Source organism: Clostridium yunnanense (genome assembly GCF_016595795.1).
Lineage (GTDB): Bacteria > Bacillota > Clostridia > Clostridiales > Clostridiaceae > Clostridium_AR > Clostridium_AR yunnanense.
The window spans coordinates 424,361-442,089 of record NZ_JAENHN010000010.1 but is presented as its reverse complement, the minus strand read 5'-3'; the positions used below and the strand labels follow the sequence as shown (position 1 = coordinate 442,089).

The following is a 17,729-nucleotide window of genomic DNA, read 5'->3' as shown; positions in this document are numbered from 1 at the left end:
CTAATTTGTTTTTTGAAATTAAAGTGTTACTATGCAGATACTCTATGAGCGAGTAATTAGAATTTAATAATTTTTAGCGATGAAGTGCCGTAAAAAAACTGTACTGTTCGAACGAAGTGAGTTTACAGTTTTAGGCACTTCATTGAAAAAAATTATATAAATCCTTTACGTAGCTCATCTAAGTATCGGAAGAGTAACGCTTTAATTTCAACGCATCAATTATTTACCTGCTAGTTTTTCCTTTATTCCATCAAGAAGCTTTTCTTTTCCTATTGGTTGGTATCCTTGTGAGAAGTAAGGAGCACTTTCTAGCTTAGTTACTTTTCCAGCCTTGACAGACTTAAGATTCTTAAATACAGCACTGTTTTGTAAGTCGTTCCAATCAGCATCAGTTGCTATTACTATTAAGTGATCTGCTTCTATTTGAGCTAAACCTTCCATAGTTACAACTGGTAAGCTTATTCCATCTTGTGGTGGAAGATTTGTAGGTTTAGCTACCTTCATATCATCATATAGCATTGAACCTATTCCAGCACCTGTTAAAACATAGAACTTTCCAGCACTTGCAAGCACTGTGAAGTATGTAGTCTTTTCTCCATTCTTCTCTGCTATAGCCTTACCTACTTGTTGAGCTTTTGCATCATAATCCTTTAGCCACTTTTGAGCTTCGCTTTCTTTTCCAAGTAGCTTAGCTACATCATTAAGATTGCTTCTCCAGTCATTTTGATAATCCTTTAGTACAACTACTGGAGCTATTGCTTTTAATTGATCATATATCTTGTTTTGCCTTTCGCTCATTATAATTAAATCTGGACTAGTAGCAAGTATAGCTTCAACATCCATTGTATCACTCATTGAATGTCCCACTACTTTAGCGCTTCCAAGTTTATCTTTAACGTATTCTGGAACTTGTGTAGTCTTGTATGAATCAACATTAGCAGTAGCTACTGGAGTGGTTCCAAGTATAACAAGTGCTTCACTTGAACCTGAAACATCTACTATCTTTTTAGGGCTTGTAGGTATCGTAACGTCTCCCTTTACAGTACTTACTACCTTTGTATCGCTTTCTTTCTTAGCTTCTTCCTTTTTAGTTGATGCACATCCAGCTAACATTCCTACGGAAAGTACCGTTGCAACTAATAAACCTAGAACACTTTTCTTTTTCATTGCTATTCCTCCTAGAATTTTACTCAAAAACATAAATTTATTGTTTGTCTAATATCAAACTATTAAACAATGATAATCATTATCACGTATCAACAAGAATCATTATACCAAAACTGGTTATTATGTCAATAACATTATTTCCCTTATAGAATTGTTGTAATTTTGAGAATATAAACCTCAGAAGCTTTGTATTCAAAGGTCACTTATATTTATCAAAGATAAAAATAAAATAAGTTTTATAAAATTTATTTTATTTTACCGTACTTATATTTAATTTATTTAAATTTAGAGTTTAACAATTCATCAGATTACAGATTCAACTAATCCTATCTCTTTATGCTCTAGTATAAGCTCCCTATATTCTTAAGATTCATTAAATAACTTAGCATAACTCTCCTTATCCTCATTTTTAAATCCAATTTATGCGGCTAATATTTATATGATTTATCACAATTGAACCGCAAATTGCGATGAATTATAATAATTATATATTCTGTAAATAAAAGGGGGAATGTTAATGAAAAGAAAGCTAACCTTAAGAACTTTAGCCATATATACTTTTGCAGTTATTGTAATCGGTTTGATTGTATTTTTATTCTTGCCTAGAGGCACCAAAACTAAATATGACAAGGAAGCAAATGAAAAACTTCTTAATGCAACTCATAAAAGTTATACTCCAGTAAACTACTCTACAAATAAGAGCTATAAAGATAGAACCTTTTATGAAATCTTTGTAGCATCTTTTAATGATAGTAACGGTGATGGTCTTGGGGATTTAAAAGGTGTAGAACAAAAATTAGATTATCTAAAGGACTTAGGCATCTCGGGAATATGGCTTATGCCTATAAATGAAAGCCCAAGCTACCATGGTTATGATGTATCTGATTATTACAATGTCAGAAAGAAATACGGTACAATGGATGATTTATATAGTCTTATAAATGAAGCTCATAAAAAAGACATTGCAGTATATATAGATTTAGTAATAAACCATACTAGTACTAAAAACCTTTGGTTTATGGAGTCCTTAAATAACAAAGATAGCAAATACAGAGATTATTATCTTTGGACACAGGATTCTAAAAAACTTAATGAATACTCTAGCATAAACACTATGCCCTGGAGAGTAGCTAGCAAAGATAATATCTACTATGGTATATTTGCAGAAGACATGCCTGACTTAAACTATGATAATCCTAATGTTAGAGAAGAGGTAAAAGATATTGCAAAATACTATCTTGATATGGGTATGGACGGTTTCCGATTAGATGCAGCAAGGCATATATATGATGGTGAACTTGATAAAAATCTTAAGTGGTGGAAAGAGTTCAATAGCTATGTAAAGAGTGTTAATAAAAATGCTTTACTAGTAGGTGAAGTATGGGATAAGACTAAAGTGGTCTCCGACTACTTAACAGCACTAGATTCTTGTTTTAATTTTGACTTAAGTACTGATATCATAAACTCAGTTAAAGATAATAACTTTAAAGATTTAGCTTCCTCATACACATCCATGCAATCGATTGCTCAATCTAAAAACAAAGATTATTTAGACAGTATTTTCTTAGGTAATCACGACATGAATAGAACAATGAGTACCCTAGGTTCAGTTGATAAATGTAAAACAGCTGCAGCTATACTTCTTACTCTTCCTGGTACTCCTTACATCTATTATGGTGAAGAGACAGGAATGACCGGAATAAAGCCAGACGAAAGAATTAGAGAGCCTTTCATATGGGATGATAAGGATAAATCAAAAAACACAAGCTGGACAGCCATAAGTAATGATAATAAATCCATAGCTGTAAACCTAGAAGAAAAAAATAAGGATTCACTTTTGAACTTCTACAAAACTATAATTAAACTAAGAAATGATAATACTGCTTTAAGATATGGTAGCTTTGAAGGTTTAAATACTGGTAATTCTAAGGTGTTTACTTTCACTAGAAAATATAAAGATGAAACGATAAGTGTGTTTATCAATAGCAACGATGCAGATCAGATAATAAATCTATCTCCTATTAAGGGAACAGTACTATACTCTTCAGAAAACTTAAGCGGTGACATTAATATAAGCAACGAGCTAAAGCTCAAAAAGGGTGAAATTTTAATAATTAAAAATAATTAATGCACTAACTTTCATTGATTTGTATAATTTATTTCAGAAAATATTCTAATTATTAAAAATTACTATAGACTAAAATCCTATGGTAACTTTTATTTTTTTAATGATTATAAAAACTTAGAATCTGTTATGAATTGTAACGCTATCCTTCACAATAAACCTAATAGTATCTGTATCCATTCAATATATTAAAATTAAAAAATATTATATAAACTTTCCGTTCTCTTTTTACTATTATTTTACGTGTTAGTTTATTTCTGATCGATTTATTAGACTCTCATAGTTTGTAGAAACTGCAACAGATAAAGCAATTAAAGCAATTATCCAAAATATTATCGATAAAATATTATCTCTTATAAAAAAAGAGAATACAGGTAATATAAACCAAAATCTACTTGAAAATATCTTTTTAATATTATTTCTCATTTATAATTATATCTCCTTATAATTAACAGTTTAAAAGAATGTAAAATTATGTTTTTAGCAAAACTTTTACATATATTCAATAAATATACCCATAAAATTATAACATATATTACATACTACTTATATACCTATTATGTTATCACCCCTGGATTTGAATATAATATTTTTTTAAAAAGAGCGTACATAAATTTATGTATGCTCCTCTGTCCTACCTTTTTTACTTACCTAAACTTCTCTGGATTTTTTACTTTCATAGATAAGATATGACCACAATCCGTGCATATTTCTGCTATAACGTCTGAACCAGATGAGAAGACCTTGTCAACTGGATACATTCTTCCCTGAGCCATATGTTTACCTAATCCAATTTTATTACTTCCGCATACGGGACATAATTTTTCACTCATAGAAAGCTTCCTCCTATACATCCTTTCTTAATTCTTAAATAATATAAAATGCTATTTATCGTGAAGATAGTATATTCTATTGTTATAAATCCAAATAATACCATATCCATTATAAATATCTCATCCAAACTTCTTTTTTCTTCCACCATCATATATATCCAAAACACATTTACCATTGTATACATTATTATAAAAGGCACATACAATATACAATAATAGGTAGCTACCTTTTTTGCATGGTTTATTTTATCAGTAATATTACTGTACATACTTGGAGGTTCTCCATTTTCGTCATAATCCATAGCCCATATACTCCATTTATTGGTTCTTGAATTTGAACTAAAGTATAATTTCCATCCAGCTTCTTTATTTATTTCAAAGTATTCTTTAGTGACTTGTTTTTTAAAGTCTACAGAAAACTTCTTATTTACCTTAATTCCTTTAACAAAATAGAATCTCCTACCATTACTACTTATCTTACATAAATTCAAGCCTTTTTGTTCCATCTTTTCAAGCCACACTTCTAGTTTATCTGGATATGTGAACCATGCAAATTTTCTTCTAACTATACCTTTTTTTCTGCCAAGATATATTTCATCATCAATATTTTTATAAGTATCATAATTATAAACAAGTTCAATTCCGTCAGCATACTCTATTCTCTTAGTTGAAGCTTTTATTCTAAAATGAGTATATGCTAAAAAAATAAATACGCTTAATTGAACTACTAAATATAATATTCCTAGTATTTTGAGTGTTTCACTATACTCTACTTGTACTTGCCTTAGCCGTAAAATAGACATAGCAACCCACCCTACTATTTCAGGAATTAATATTAGAACTCCAAGTGCCCATCCAGAATAACTTGCAATTTTATTATTTCTTTCAATAATAGAATTTCTGGTAGGCATTATATTTATGTTATCAGATTCATTGATTAATATCTTCCATCCTTTGTGCTGAGAAATTATCTTCCATCCACTGTTATCTAAGCTTTTGGGCAGTGAATTACTTTGATTGTTATCATATATAATTCTATAAAAAGCTCTATTCTTTTCTGCTTTTATGAATTTAAATATCCTAAAATCAAAGTCTATAGCTTCTAACTTATAGCCTCTTGAACTCATATCCCGTAACCATTCTTCTGTTTTCTTAATATCATAACTCCAAAAAAGTCTTAATACTTTTTTATCCATCAAATCTCCCCCCTAACTGCCTTGCATTATTGTTAAGCTCCTCTAACCTACTAATCTCAAGTTTTAAGAGTAATTTCCCCAGTTCTGTTATCTCATATATGGTCTTCCTATCTTCATTAGAGTAAACCATAACTATTTCATCCTTTTCCATCTTGCTAAGCGTTCCATATACCGTGCCTGATCCAAGAATTATTCTACCTTTAGTTAGAGTCTCAACTTCTTTTATTATTCCATAACCATGCTTTGGCTCGTATAAAGACAACAATATATAGAAGGCTGTTTCAGTCATAGGCAGATATTTTTTTATAATTTTTTCTTTTTCCATCGCTTCTCCTTCACTTCAGATATCTTTAAGTACACCTATTACACGGTTGTACAAGCTTCTAGTCTTAGTATAAAATCCAATATGTCACGGTGTGATATATCATATCTTCACTATATCACGTCATGACATACATATCAAACATTATTTTCCATATATGTATTGCAAATTAAATTTAGACAATTACTAGACTAGGTGTTATCATATTACTAAAATCAATGTAAATCCTAAAATTTATATAAATAAAACATACTTAGGGGGAATTTTTTTGAAAATACTAGTAACAGGCTTCACCCCTTTTGGTGGAGAAGCTATAAATCCATCTTTTGAAGCAGTAAAGGCTTTGCCAGATAAAATTGATCAAGCTGAAATCATAACCCTTGAAATACCCACAGTGTTCCATGAATCAATCGAAATCTTAGATGAGGCAATTGCAGTTAATCAGCCTGATATAGTTATTTGTGTAGGACAAGCAGGTGGACGGTTCGACATAACTATCGAGAGAGTCGCAATAAATATAGATGATGCAAGGATTGCAGACAACAAAGAAAATCACCCTATTGATGAACCCATATTCTCTGATGGACAACCAGCTTATTTTGCTAATGTTCCTATAAAGGCAATGGTTGAAAAGATAAAAGGAGCAGGTATTCCAGCTTCAGTTTCAAATTCAGCTGGAACCTTTGTATGCAATCATCTTATGTATGGTTTAATGTATCTTATAGACAAGAAGTATCCTACAGTGAGAGGCACTTTTATACATGTTCCTTTTATACCTATGCAGGTAGTTGATAAGTACAATTCTCCTTCTATGGAACTAAGTTTAATTACAAAGGCCCTGAGCTTAGCTATACAGGCAGCTTTAGAAAATCCTACTGACGATATAAAGGCTGCACTAGGTACTCTATGTTAGGTATGCAAAAAAACAGGTATCCAGATTTATTATTTAATCAAATCTGGATACCTGTTTTCTTAGCTAGTTATACATTAGTCTGTTTCTCTTTTACTGGCAAAAGTAAATCTATTTGGATGGTGCTATCCTCTGGAGATAACATGTATTTATTTACATAATTAAGATGCTCCTCCATACATTCTCGCTCAACCAATTCCTCTTTATACTTCAACTCATATTTATCATTATTTTGTGCCCAATTATATAACCTAAACCATTCATCAAAAGCTCCCATAGGAATCATATAAGAGCAGTACAATCCACCTTGAAAATACTTCTTAGTAAAAGGTGGCTTCACTTCAAATTCTTCTGGTATAGTAACCCACCTTTCGTAGCCATGATCACTTCCATCTGGAATATTTCCGTTAGGATTATTAAAACCGTAATGCCTAAAATCTGGCTTAACATCATAAAGCTTTGATTCTCTAATAAATTGGTTTAGAATATTTCCTGTTTCGATTTCTGGTGATCCCCCTACACAATGTACACTAGCCACTGTAGCAGGTGGTAGGTATATGATTCTTACATCTTTATCTTGTAATCTGTTTAAATTCTCATTTGCCTTGTTCAATTCTTCCATTGACTTTTCTCCTTTAATATTAATTTTAGAAAGGTTTAAAGGTTCAACAATTTTTAAAATATCTTGATCTTGGAGCAAATCAAAATTGAAACCAATTTTTGTACTTACAGTAAAGCGCTCAATTAAATTATTTAAGATGTTTTTAATTGTAGCTAGTGATTCTATCTCGTTATCTATATCTGAAATGTTCTCTAAAAATATTTCAACTATGTGTGTTTGCTCAGTATTTTGAAAAATAGATTTTATCTGCTTTAGAGAGATACGTAATTTCCTCAAAACTATTATCTGCTGTAACCTTCTTATATCTGATTGATCATAAGTACGATACGCATAATCCTCTTTCTTTTTACTTTGCAAAATTCCTATTTGTTCATAATACCTGAGAGTTCTTGTTGAAATATTAAAACTTTTTGATACCTCACTAATTGTCAATAAACTCATACCTTCAGCTCCTTTCTGACTTAATGATAAAGTACGCCACGACGTCAAAGTCAATAGTTTCCAATCCTATTTAATAAAAAAAACTAAATATATTTTTTTCTCAAAATACAATTTCCAATCAGTATTATACGAAATTTTTCCAATAATTTGTAACCTATTACATAATTGGAACATACCGTCTTATCTGTAAATTAAAACAATTTGTTAATTAAGTAAAAACCTCCTTGACTTACATAGAAGTTCTATGTACTCTATATACATAGAACTTCTATGTAAGGAGGTGCACTATTGTTATCAAAAGATTTAACAGCAGCATCAACAAGACCGCTTATACTTTCATTTTTAGCTAAACAGGAAAGCTATGGGTATGAAATCATAAAAAACATTCAAGAGCTATCAAACAATGAAATAGTCTGGAAGGATGGAACTCTTTATCCTGTTCTAAAAAAGTTATGTGAAAGTGATTTAGTTGAATCTGAATGGAAAACTGTAGACGGAAGAAAAAGAAAATATTATAGAATAACAAAAGCTGGCTTAAAAGCCTTAGAAAGCGAAAAGCTTCAATGGCAGGTAGTAAATGATACTTTAAATAATATGTGGGGGGATTCTATATGTTTCAATTAGAAAAGTCATTAATTGATTGGAAGAAAAAACTGTCTGCTAGTAATTCACTAACTAGTTCTGATATTGAAGAACTAGAAAGTCATCTTCTAGATGAAATAGATGCTCTTAAGAAAAAGACCCTAACTGAAGAAGAAGCTTTTTATGTTGCTTGTAGTAGATTAGGTTCAGTGGATTTACTTACAAGCGAATACAGCATAGTTAACTCGAACTTTTTATGGATAAAGAAATTCCTTTGGCTTCTTACTGGATATTTAATAATAAGCTTTTCACAAAAGCTCACAGCAAGTTTAACCTTATTCATTACCACAAGCTTCTTTAAAGAAATTGATTTATATTCTAATGAGCTTATGTACATAAGTTTAGCTATTAATACTGTTCTATCCCTAATAGTACTATGCATTTTGTTTCTTCCTAGGTTTCAGGCCATATCATATTTTCAAGCTAAGTTTAATTACTTATTAGTTCACAGAAAATGGCTTCTAGTACTTGTTTTTATAGCTTTTATTTTTATGAACACCGTAGGTTTCTCACTGCTTAGTCTTCCTATTTTTAGGAAGATACAAGTTTATCAAATGGGCTATATATCACAGGGTCAAAATTATTCTGCTCTGATTTGGACTGCTATTTTATGCTTACTATTTATATTATTTTCTTTTAGAAATTATAAAAAACAAATTAATTAGATGGCAGCTTCACATAAACAATACTCGCTGAACTTTATAACTATAAATCTCTCATTAGCCAATTTATGCTAGATATAACCCGCAACAGGTATCCAGCTTTGTTCAAATAATAAAGCTAGATACCTATTTTATTTAATTGATGCACTACTTAAAATCCATTTCACTGCTTCTAGCACATCATCAGCCACGAAGTCTGCATCATAACCTTCCCATGTATGTCTAAAACTCGTTAGACTTGCTTTACCTACCCCTGTCAAAACTAATATTCCCTTTGCGCCAGCATTTCTAGCTAAAACTATATCACTATTCCCCATATCACCTATCACGAAGCTTTCTTTTATATCTACATCATGCTTCTTAACTGCAGCTTCAATTAAACCTACTAATGGTTTCTTACAAGTACACTTGTCTTCTCTTGTGTGTGGGCAACAATAAACATCATCAAAATAGACACCTTTTTCAGCCAGCTCTTTATTAAGTACATCCATTTTATCCTCAAAGTCTTTTTGAGAAATTATTCCCCTTGATATATTGCTTTGATTTGTAATCACAATGGCCAATATTCCGTTTTCATTTAATAGCCTTAATGCCTCTATTGAAAATGGATAAAACTCAAAATTAGTAATATCATCTACACCTGTTCCCCCTAGGGTTCCCTGCATATCTAAAAATACTGCCTTTCTATCTTTGGTCATGATCATCCCTCCCCTCCTAAAATACTTTCCTTATCCTCCATTATATCAACGTGAATTGTAAATTGAAATGCCCCCTCCCAATTTCATATTGATTCTTGATATAAAATTATTGAAAAAACAATAAAAACCAATGTGTAATTTATACCATAGACTAGAAATAACTTGGCTCTGCATATCTTTATTATCTATTTTATTCGGAGTTTTATTTTTTATAGTAAATAAGGAAGTAAAAGTGCCATTGGCAACAGTATCAATCATTTCATGACTTTGAATAGTTATGTTCCCATTTATGCTTTTTAGGATATGGATTATTGTACTTACTATAATTCTAATTTCATTTGCCTTACACTTTTATACATGCAAAAATAACAAACTTTCTATAATACCAGTAATATAAGCAATAATGGGGATTTATTCACTTGGGCTATATCTGATAATGCACGGTATTGCTTCAATTAGTTAAAACCTAATTTTAAAATACTGTATCTTTTATTTTACAATCAGGAAAACTTTATTATATATATATATGTTCCAATAGGTTTCATTCATAGAAATATTGGATTAAATACATTTTAATATATTAATTGATTGATCAAATTAAATAGAATTTAAATATATATAAATATCTAATGTGAACGTCATTAATGAAAATTCTACATAATTGCCTCTTCAGCTGCAAAGTAGTCCAATATCTCAGTTCAATAAGGCAAGTTCTTTTCAAATTTCACTGAAAACATGTAGTAGATTAGGAGAATATTTATAATAGTATATTTTCCAACGACCACATTATTATTTTCGCAAGCTCTACACTTACATTATATTTTTCCTTTATATAGTTATATATCAATTAAATGTTGGTAAATATCTATGCAAAAAACGGACAACCCCAGTGTTAATTTTTATTTTTAAAAAAGTGAACTTCTAATTCTTATCTCATCAGTTTTCATAAATCGATTTCCTTCAAATAATCTATCATAGATTAAGTCCATATAGTCAATAACCTTATCCAAGTTCATGATTATGAAAAAACTAAGGTATCTTTGCAGGTACTTTGAAGCCACCCCATGGAAGATTGATAGCCATTTTTTTAGATTTGGCCAAAGATATTTTATTCTATATTCGGTCTCTACCTTAATAGATTTATTTCTATTATGTTTCATTGCTACTAACTTTATATATCTATCTCCATATGGAGCTATGTACGATTTCTTTTCTATTTTAGAATAGACTTTTTCATTGAAAGCATCATTATCCCAGCGATACTTAAACTTAAATATCGGTTTTATAAACATAGAGTCTTCTTTCCCTTTTGCACCAATGATAAAGATGTTTTCTCTTGGAGCTACGGAAGCTAGCATTTCTGCATCCCTACACCCTTTGAAGTTTTCTTTTATAATAACTTTTCCAACATGTACAACTCCTGATAAATTATCTGGAGTTGAGTCTATACTTAACGCCTCAAGTATTTTATGTCTCCAATAAAAAGCCGTCCCAATACTTATATTTAACTTATCAGCGCAAAACTTCAAAGTTTTATTTTCTGTCATTAATTCAGTAAATTCCACCCAAGTTCTAGTATTCTTTTTTGAATAACTCCACAATGAGTTAGTTGTACGTGAAAAAGTCTTTTCGCATACTTTGCATTTATATCTTTGAATTCCATTATAAAAGCCATATTTAATATACCAATTTGACTCACAAATTGGACAAGTCTCTACAACTCTATTTTTATAAAAATCTCTTTTTAGAACATCATTAGTATGCAGATCAAATTTTTTAAGTTTAACATCATGCTGTAGCAAAAAGAACACCTCACTAAGAAATTTTAATAATTAGACTATCCTCTTAATGCTTGCCACATGTTCATTTTTTTAATCATTACCAACATTTATTTAACAAATAGTTGCATACTATAAAAATTAACTTAAGTACTATTCTGATATGCTTCCTTTTATAGTAGTCAGTTAAAATAATAAAAATGCTAATATAAAGATGGAATATATCCATCTCTTCTTAATTGAGTTTTTTGCGCATCATCTTTTTCTGAACATAAGTTAAGAAGAATAAATTAAGAAATTCTTGTATCAGAATAGCTTTGTTCTTAAAATATTAAAGTAACGATATTTTAGATAATTAATTGATGAAGCTTATTACTTAATTTTTATATATTATAAAAATTAAAGGAAAGGTTTCAAAAATCAAACCTTTCCTTTGCTGAGCTTATTTATTCAATTATAAAGTCATCCATCTTTATAAAATCAATTAATTCACTATACGGTGCAAATTGATTTTCATAACTAATCTTTATATAAGACTAAATTCCTTCATTGCATTATAGATTCCATCTTCAAGAATACTTGAAGTCACATAGCTGGCTACTTTCTTTAAGTCTTCTACTGCATTTCCCATAGCGATTCCTGTTTTTACTGTTTTAATCATCTCTATGTCATTATAGCCGTCACCAAAAGCAAAAGTATCTTCAATATTCATCCCTGATATTTTTATAAAATGTTCTATAGCATGAGATTTTCCCCAATCGCTAAAAGAAACGTCTGCGGACATGTGTGGTCCATGAGAATTAAAAACAAGTTTATCCTTGAAATACTCAATACATTTTTTCAAGTTCTCTTCTTTAGAGTAAAACACATCTAGTGTATTCACCTCTATATCATTTATATCCCATTCTTTTATTAGATATGGCTGCCCTTTGAACTGAGCATTATATTCATCAACTCTTTCTACAGTCATGTTATAAGCATATCCCTCATGAAATCCATTAAAGCAACAAGTTATGTCTAGTTCATCAAAAGATTTTTGTAAGCTCTTTATAGTTTCCTTATCAATTACTCTATGATATACATCTTTTCCTTCATAAGATATGTGAGTTCCATTACCTGCTATATATCCATCAAACATATCTTCTCCGAATTGCTGGATTATAAATCTTATAGGTCTTCCACTACATACAAAAGCTAAGTGTCCTCTTTTTCTAAACTCTCTTATAGCTATCTTAGTGCTTTCAGGCATTATTACCTCTTTGCCATTAGAACAAATCAATGTTCCATCTATATCAAAAAAAGCTATTTTCCTCTCCAAGTTCTTCACCCCATCTTATGACTCATACTAGTTGCTACGTAGCTATAGACAAAGTAGCTCCAAATATAATATATATTTGATACTCCTATCCTATTACCATTAATGGTTAACAGAAGTATCACTTAGTTTTGTTAACTAGATTATCTATTCCGCTGAACTGATAGATTACTTCAGTAATTAAAATAATCACATCTTTGTGCTGAAGCATTGATAAATCTATATATTTATATGATTTTATAAATGTATGATTTAAAAATTATATAATCAAAAGAAGTTAAAAAGTTATATATCTGTAAAATTAATTAGCTTTATATTATTAGCTTCTATATATTTAACTACCTTTTCGCTTTTAAGAGTTTCAAGTTCGTAAGCTCTTTGAGTATTGTAGCTGCTCAAAGTTAAAAGATCTTTATCTATATACGCTGGATGAGTCATTAATTCCACTTCACTTAAATACTTACTTTCTTCTAAAACTTTAATTAATGCCTCTTCACTTATACTTTCTTGACCATAGAACTTTTCACAGAAATTATGAGAATGTATTACACCTTTTGAATCCATATACTTTTCAGCATCGCTTGTAAGTCCTCTCATAGGAATACCTAACTCTTTGGCAAACTGTACAGCAATTGCAAAGTTTTTGTTTGTTGCTCCATGATGAAAATCAATATGAGTTGGTTTAAAGCCCGTACTTAAAAACTTATCTATTTGCGCTCTATACTCTTTTCTAATTTCTTCTTCATCCGCAGCTTCTATCTTTTCAAAATTATGTTCAAAAAAACCTTTTTCATTTACTAATGTTTTTAGTCCATCAGTTAGCGGTTTACCAGCTGTTAATACTAAATGTATACCTACTTTTAAATTTTTGTTTTGTCTCATTAATTCTATTCCGTGTTCAAAACCAGGCGCATTTGTAAGCATTGAGGTAGATGTCACGACGCCTTCTTTAAAAGCCTCTAATATTCCTAGATTAACACCTCTTGTAAAACCAAAATCATCTGCATTTATAATTAGTTTCATACAAAATTCCCCCTTATACTCTTATCAATAATTTATTTGATTTAATTAAATCTTACTTTATACATGTTTTTTTTAACCTACTTATAAGTATAGATAAGTAAACCTTTGCATTCAACCATTGCTATGTAAATTTTTATGATTTTCAGATTTTGAAAATACCATTAGATCTATATTATGGTAAAACTTAATTAATCCTTATAATATACTTTATAATTTATAAAGATGAACAACTTCAATCCGAAATCTATTTTTAAAACTCCTCTGGGTTCTGAGAGGAGAATTTGAAAATATAAATTCAATTATAAAGCGGTTCATCTATAAGAGGTTATAATTTCCTTTACATTAGAAAAGTCGCTGAAACAAAATTATTCAGCGACTTTAATTTTTGCTATAATGCTCCTATTAACTTTTAAACATAAACTCTACAAGCTCACTTGACTTTATTATCCATAGATGTATAATAAATCAAACACAATAAACTCATATTGATTTAATTTATTTTTATATTTAAGAGAGGTTTATATTATGAAAACTAATCATAGTGAAAATTCACTAAACACTAAAATTTGTACTATAATAATTTACTCTTTATGGCTCCTGTTAGCAGTTGTAATATTAGGTACCTTCTTTCTATGGAGTAAAACAAATAGCTTAATATATGTTATATCTGGAACATTGTTGGTTATCGGTCTACTTATAAATATCCGCTGTTTTAAAAAAGTCAAATCAAACAACTAGAATTATAACTAGAAATACTTTAAGAAAACCGCCCCACTATTCATTCCCATAAAATCAGAACCAATAGCTAGTAAAATGATTTCATCTCCTATTTTAAAGTTATTTTCTTCTGTGAAATCTTTGAAATTCCTTATTATATCAACATCTCCGATGTGTCCACCAAGGTAGTTATTATAAAAGCTATCATCAGGAACCTTGTACATCTTATAATAAGTATTAAAGAAATTATCAGCTATGTTCTGAATTATGATTTTATTTGCATTCTTAAACTTTTCTTCATTTGAAGCTACTAATTTTGAAAATACCCTTCTCATAGCTTCAAAGGTTCCCATTTTGTTCTTCAAGTAATTGTAATATGGGTCAACTAACTCTGCGCTTTTATCAAAATTATATGCAGCAACACTCATGCGACCATTGGAAGCTGAAGTTGATCCCACTATATTAAAGCCTTTTTGGTCTATATCATCCCCAATTAGCATTATGCCTGCTCCATCACCTAATATGGTAAATTCTATAAAGCGCTCTTCATCATCACTCAAAAAATAAGGTGAAATTATTAGTGAAAATTCGCCTTCTATTACATTAAGTGAATTAGCCATTTTTATGGCTTGAATTGTACTTGAACAATCTTGGTTAAGTATCACTACTGTTGCATCATTTAATTGAAATTTTTCTTGAAGATAATGTGGGACACTTATATTTCCACCATAGATATATTCTTCATAGCTTGTATAGAAGATTGTTTTTATTTTAGATTTATCTATATCAAGCTTATCAAGCATTCTTTCAACAAGCTTAGATAGCACTTCTACAATTTCATCTTTTCTTCCAACTGCTATACTGTGTAAATTTGTTTCTTTAACATACTTCTCAATACTTTCATAAATATCCATCTCGCCGCTTGCTTGTCTGAACTGATTTGATTTAAAAAGTATTTCCTCTGCTGAAACTATATTTTCAGGAATATAATAATCTGAATATAATATCTTAGCCATTATACACCTCTGCTCCTTTATAACTTTTTATTGATGATTTCGCCGAATTATATATGTCTTCCATTAACTTTATTCTCTCGTAAGATTCATGTATTGGTATACTCTCTTTTCTGCCTTCAACTACATCAACTAAAAACTTAAGCTGGTTTGTATAGTAATTGGCAGCATCAAACTGTAATTTCTCTTTATTACCTGTAGCTTTTTCTTCTATTAAAACATTAATTTTGAAGTTACCAAGGCACGCTCTAAAAAAGTCTTTTACTACTACCTTTGCCTTTTCAAATTCTATATGTTGTTCTACCTTATATGGAAGTTCAAAGGAAGATATAAATCCTGTTTCAAATTGATCTTCATATCTCATCTTTGCAGAAAAGGTAGAGTCAATACCATTTGGTCCATTAAAACTGGAGTTACCTTCATAGTATATCGGATTAAGTCCTACTACTTCTTGTAAAAATTGAAGCCAGTAACAGCTTAAATCATAAAAAGCTCCTCCCCCTCTTTCAGGAAAGTTCCTATAGCTATTAACATTGTTACCTTTTGGTACTATGCATGCATAGGTATTTATAATTTCAAGCTTTCCATACTTTTCAGAAGTAATCATCTCTTTTATGGCAGCTTGCCAAGGATGATGTTTTATCATAACACCTTCTAATAGCTTAATATCTTTTTCTGATAACTCACTGAGTATCTCATCAAACTCCGCTTTACTTAAACACATAGGCTTTTCTACTAATATGTGCTTTCTTGCTTTAATAGCCTTTATTATCCACTCTTTATGAAGATCATTTGGAAGAGCTATATAAACACAATTTATAGCTTCACATTCAAGAAGTTCTTCATAGCTTTCAAAAGCCTTTTCTATACCATACTCCTTAGCATACCTTCTTGCGTTCTCTGGGTTTCTGCTTGCAATTCCATAGACTCTAAGCCCTTTTACTTCTTTTGCTGGAGTTATTATGGCTCTAGATACTATACTGGAACAACCTATAATTCCAAGATTTATCACAAAATCACCTTCCTAATTTCCATGTAAGTGAAGAAGGTTACATTTTGAACAAACAGGAGTAAGCTTACTGCTTATTATTTCTCTTACCTTTTTGTATTCCTCACTGTGCCATATTTCAGATACACTTGCATTATTTAAATTTCCTATGGTAAACTCTGAAAAAAACTTACAAGAAGACACAGCTCCATCAGGATAAATATCCATTCTAGTTGACACTGCAAGACAACTTCTCTTTTGAAGATTCTCCACTTCTGTTCCTAATATAAAGTCATCTACATCCTTCATATCTAAATCAGGTTGAAATCTTACTCTTATATCCCAAACTTTGCTGTTTATCTTTTCTATCTGCTGCTTAAGAATCTCTATGCTTTCTGGTGAAACCTTATATGTAAAGGAATGCCAGCTTTTATCTTTTTTATTTTCTTCTATCCATGAGAAATTTTCATTAAAATAGTTATCCATATTGCAAGCAGTTTCTTCTGCTATATACCATGGATAGCAAAGCATAAGCATATCTACTCCCATTTGTTCAAAGAACTCTACCAAGTCATATAATTTAGGTATGACGCTGTCGTTGATCACAGTATGAATAGAAATCTTCCCTTTATAAATACATTTTTTCTTTAAATCTAATAAGATATTTAAGCTCTCCATAGTCTTATTGAAGTTGCCCTTACCTCTAATTAGATCATTATCTTCTTCAAAGCCTTCTACTGGAACTAAAAGTTCTAGATTATCTGATAACTTAATTATAGAATCAAGCTTTTCAGGTATAAGTAGTGCATTTGTACACATAGCTACTTCTCTAGGATCCTCTACAAGCAAATCTGTTAATTCTTCAAAATGCTTGTACACTAAAGGTTCCCCACCCCACAGATATAACCTTGATTTCACTTTCTTAGTTTCCTCAAGTACCTTTTTTAAGGTATCCAATGATATATCTGTCTGCTGCTGCTCCTTGTCCATATTTCTATGAAAACCTTTTTCATTCCATTCATAGCAGTGCTTACATCTTAAATTACATCTATTAGTGAGTTTTATCCCTACTACCTCTGGAAGCTCCGTTGCATAGCATGGATTATTTTTTCTATTTCTTAATGGATCTGATATATTTTTTATAGTCCTCTTTAGGACTTCTAAGGACTTCTCATCATAATGAACTTTTGTTTTAGGCTGCATTATTTTACCTTCTTTCAACCTTTAATTTTATATAGATATGCCTTTTTCAAATTTATTCATCTTACTCTTAATTA

Annotated in this window: 17 protein-coding genes; 4 read left to right on the top strand and 13 right to left on the bottom strand. The window is 30.3% G+C overall.

Annotation, left to right across the window (positions count from 1 at the left end; translation table 11 throughout):
- Window positions 1-219: 219 nt before the first annotated feature.
- A complete protein-coding gene (locus tag JHL18_RS05095) occupies window positions 220-1,167 on the bottom strand; it encodes an ABC transporter substrate-binding protein (RefSeq protein WP_200266774.1) in 948 nt (315 codons plus the stop codon).
- 517 nt (window positions 1,168-1,684) lie between these two features.
- Here JHL18_RS05095 and JHL18_RS05090 point away from each other — a divergent pair.
- Window positions 1,685-3,295: an alpha-amylase family glycosyl hydrolase gene (locus JHL18_RS05090; RefSeq protein WP_200266772.1), complete on the top strand. Its 1,611-nt coding sequence runs from the start codon at window positions 1,685-1,687 to the stop codon at window positions 3,293-3,295.
- Window positions 3,296-3,538: 243 nt separating this feature from the next.
- Here the strand turns inward: JHL18_RS05090 and JHL18_RS05085 are convergent, their stop codons facing one another.
- From JHL18_RS05085 to JHL18_RS05070, 4 genes are all read right to left on the bottom strand, one after another.
- Window positions 3,539-3,718, bottom strand: a complete 180-nt coding sequence (locus JHL18_RS05085; protein WP_200266764.1) for a hypothetical protein — start codon at window positions 3,716-3,718, stop codon at window positions 3,539-3,541.
- A 221-nt stretch (window positions 3,719-3,939) separates the two neighbouring features.
- Window positions 3,940-4,125: a transcription initiation factor TFIIIB gene (locus JHL18_RS05080; RefSeq protein ID WP_200266762.1), complete on the bottom strand. Its 186-nt coding sequence runs from the start codon at window positions 4,123-4,125 to the stop codon at window positions 3,940-3,942.
- Window positions 4,122-5,321 (bottom strand): DUF2812 domain-containing protein, encoded by a 1,200-nt coding sequence (locus tag JHL18_RS05075; protein WP_200266760.1) that lies wholly within the window; start codon window positions 5,319-5,321, stop codon window positions 4,122-4,124. The genes JHL18_RS05080 and JHL18_RS05075 overlap by 4 nt, the downstream gene beginning before the upstream one ends.
- Window positions 5,314-5,646 carry a PadR family transcriptional regulator gene (locus tag JHL18_RS05070; RefSeq protein WP_200266758.1) on the bottom strand — a complete coding sequence of 111 codons (333 nt, stop codon included), beginning with the start codon at window positions 5,644-5,646 and terminating at the stop codon, window positions 5,314-5,316. The genes JHL18_RS05075 and JHL18_RS05070 overlap by 8 nt, the downstream gene beginning before the upstream one ends.
- 265 nt (window positions 5,647-5,911) lie before the next feature.
- On the opposite strand from JHL18_RS05070, the gene pcp reads away from it, so the two are divergent.
- Window positions 5,912-6,556 (top strand): pyroglutamyl-peptidase I, encoded by a 645-nt coding sequence (pcp, locus tag JHL18_RS05065; protein WP_200266756.1) that lies wholly within the window; start codon window positions 5,912-5,914, stop codon window positions 6,554-6,556.
- Window positions 6,557-6,623: 67 nt separating this feature from the next.
- On the opposite strand, the gene JHL18_RS05060 is transcribed toward pcp, so the two are convergent.
- Entirely contained in the window at window positions 6,624-7,616 is a 993-nt protein-coding gene (locus JHL18_RS05060) for a MerR family transcriptional regulator (protein ID WP_200266754.1), read from the bottom strand.
- A 288-nt stretch (window positions 7,617-7,904) separates the two neighbouring features.
- Here JHL18_RS05060 and JHL18_RS05055 point away from each other — a divergent pair, with 288 nt between their 5' ends.
- Both JHL18_RS05055 and JHL18_RS05050 read left to right on the top strand, forming a co-directional pair.
- Window positions 7,905-8,240, top strand: a complete 336-nt coding sequence (locus tag JHL18_RS05055) for a PadR family transcriptional regulator (protein ID WP_200266752.1) — start codon at window positions 7,905-7,907, stop codon at window positions 8,238-8,240.
- Window positions 8,228-8,923: a permease prefix domain 1-containing protein gene (locus tag JHL18_RS05050; RefSeq protein WP_200266750.1), complete on the top strand. Its 696-nt coding sequence runs from the start codon at window positions 8,228-8,230 to the stop codon at window positions 8,921-8,923. Before JHL18_RS05055 ends, JHL18_RS05050 begins: the two co-directional genes overlap by 13 nt.
- 128 nt (window positions 8,924-9,051) lie before the next feature.
- On the opposite strand, the gene JHL18_RS05045 is transcribed toward JHL18_RS05050, so the two are convergent.
- The 7 genes from JHL18_RS05045 to JHL18_RS05015 form a co-directional block, all read right to left on the bottom strand.
- Complete coding sequence (locus JHL18_RS05045; protein ID WP_200266748.1) at window positions 9,052-9,618, bottom strand: D-glycero-alpha-D-manno-heptose-1,7-bisphosphate 7-phosphatase; 567 nt, start codon at window positions 9,616-9,618, stop codon at window positions 9,052-9,054.
- 905 nt (window positions 9,619-10,523) lie between these two features.
- Window positions 10,524-11,420: an IS1 family transposase gene (locus JHL18_RS05040; protein ID WP_200266746.1), complete on the bottom strand. Its 897-nt coding sequence runs from the start codon at window positions 11,418-11,420 to the stop codon at window positions 10,524-10,526.
- Between the two features lie 502 nt (window positions 11,421-11,922).
- Window positions 11,923-12,723, bottom strand: a complete 801-nt coding sequence (locus tag JHL18_RS05035) for an HAD family hydrolase (RefSeq protein ID WP_338025447.1) — start codon at window positions 12,721-12,723, stop codon at window positions 11,923-11,925.
- A 273-nt stretch (window positions 12,724-12,996) separates the two neighbouring features.
- The gene (gene chbG, locus JHL18_RS05030) at window positions 12,997-13,734 is read right to left on the bottom strand and encodes a chitin disaccharide deacetylase (protein ID WP_200266742.1); all 738 of its coding nucleotides are present in this window, start codon (window positions 13,732-13,734) and stop codon (window positions 12,997-12,999) included.
- A 746-nt stretch (window positions 13,735-14,480) separates the two neighbouring features.
- On the bottom strand, window positions 14,481-15,467 hold the full coding sequence (locus JHL18_RS05025) for a hypothetical protein (protein ID WP_200266740.1): 987 nt from the start codon (window positions 15,465-15,467) through the stop codon (window positions 14,481-14,483).
- Window positions 15,460-16,476: a Gfo/Idh/MocA family oxidoreductase gene (locus JHL18_RS05020; RefSeq protein ID WP_200266738.1), complete on the bottom strand. Its 1,017-nt coding sequence runs from the start codon at window positions 16,474-16,476 to the stop codon at window positions 15,460-15,462. Before JHL18_RS05020 ends, JHL18_RS05025 begins: the two co-directional genes overlap by 8 nt.
- A 12-nt stretch (window positions 16,477-16,488) precedes the next feature.
- Entirely contained in the window at window positions 16,489-17,655 is a 1,167-nt protein-coding gene (locus JHL18_RS05015) for a radical SAM protein (RefSeq protein WP_200266736.1), read from the bottom strand.
- Window positions 17,656-17,729 lie beyond the last annotated feature (74 nt).

What these genes read in the sequence shown, in the direction of transcription:
- JHL18_RS05095 (WP_200266774.1), bottom strand. Translation starts at nt 1,167, where the DNA reads ATGAAAAAGAAAAGTGTTCTAGGTTTATTAGTTGCAACGGTACTTTCC.
- JHL18_RS05090 (WP_200266772.1), top strand. Translation starts at nt 1,685, where the DNA reads ATGAAAAGAAAGCTAACCTTAAGAACTTTAGCCATATATACTTTTGCA.
- JHL18_RS05085 (WP_200266764.1), bottom strand. Translation starts at nt 3,718, where the DNA reads ATGAGAAATAATATTAAAAAGATATTTTCAAGTAGATTTTGGTTTATA.
- JHL18_RS05080 (WP_200266762.1), bottom strand. Translation starts at nt 4,125, where the DNA reads ATGAGTGAAAAATTATGTCCCGTATGCGGAAGTAATAAAATTGGATTA.
- JHL18_RS05075 (WP_200266760.1), bottom strand. Translation starts at nt 5,321, where the DNA reads ATGGATAAAAAAGTATTAAGACTTTTTTGGAGTTATGATATTAAGAAA.
- JHL18_RS05070 (WP_200266758.1), bottom strand. Translation starts at nt 5,646, where the DNA reads ATGGAAAAAGAAAAAATTATAAAAAAATATCTGCCTATGACTGAAACA.
- JHL18_RS05060 (WP_200266754.1), bottom strand. Translation starts at nt 7,616, where the DNA reads ATGAGTTTATTGACAATTAGTGAGGTATCAAAAAGTTTTAATATTTCA.
- JHL18_RS05050 (WP_200266750.1), top strand. Translation starts at nt 8,228, where the DNA reads ATGTTTCAATTAGAAAAGTCATTAATTGATTGGAAGAAAAAACTGTCT.
- JHL18_RS05045 (WP_200266748.1), bottom strand. Translation starts at nt 9,618, where the DNA reads ATGACCAAAGATAGAAAGGCAGTATTTTTAGATATGCAGGGAACCCTA.
- chbG (WP_200266742.1), bottom strand. Translation starts at nt 13,734, where the DNA reads ATGAAACTAATTATAAATGCAGATGATTTTGGTTTTACAAGAGGTGTT.
- JHL18_RS05025 (WP_200266740.1), bottom strand. Translation starts at nt 15,467, where the DNA reads ATGGCTAAGATATTATATTCAGATTATTATATTCCTGAAAATATAGTT.
- JHL18_RS05015 (WP_200266736.1), bottom strand. Translation starts at nt 17,655, where the DNA reads ATGCAGCCTAAAACAAAAGTTCATTATGATGAGAAGTCCTTAGAAGTC.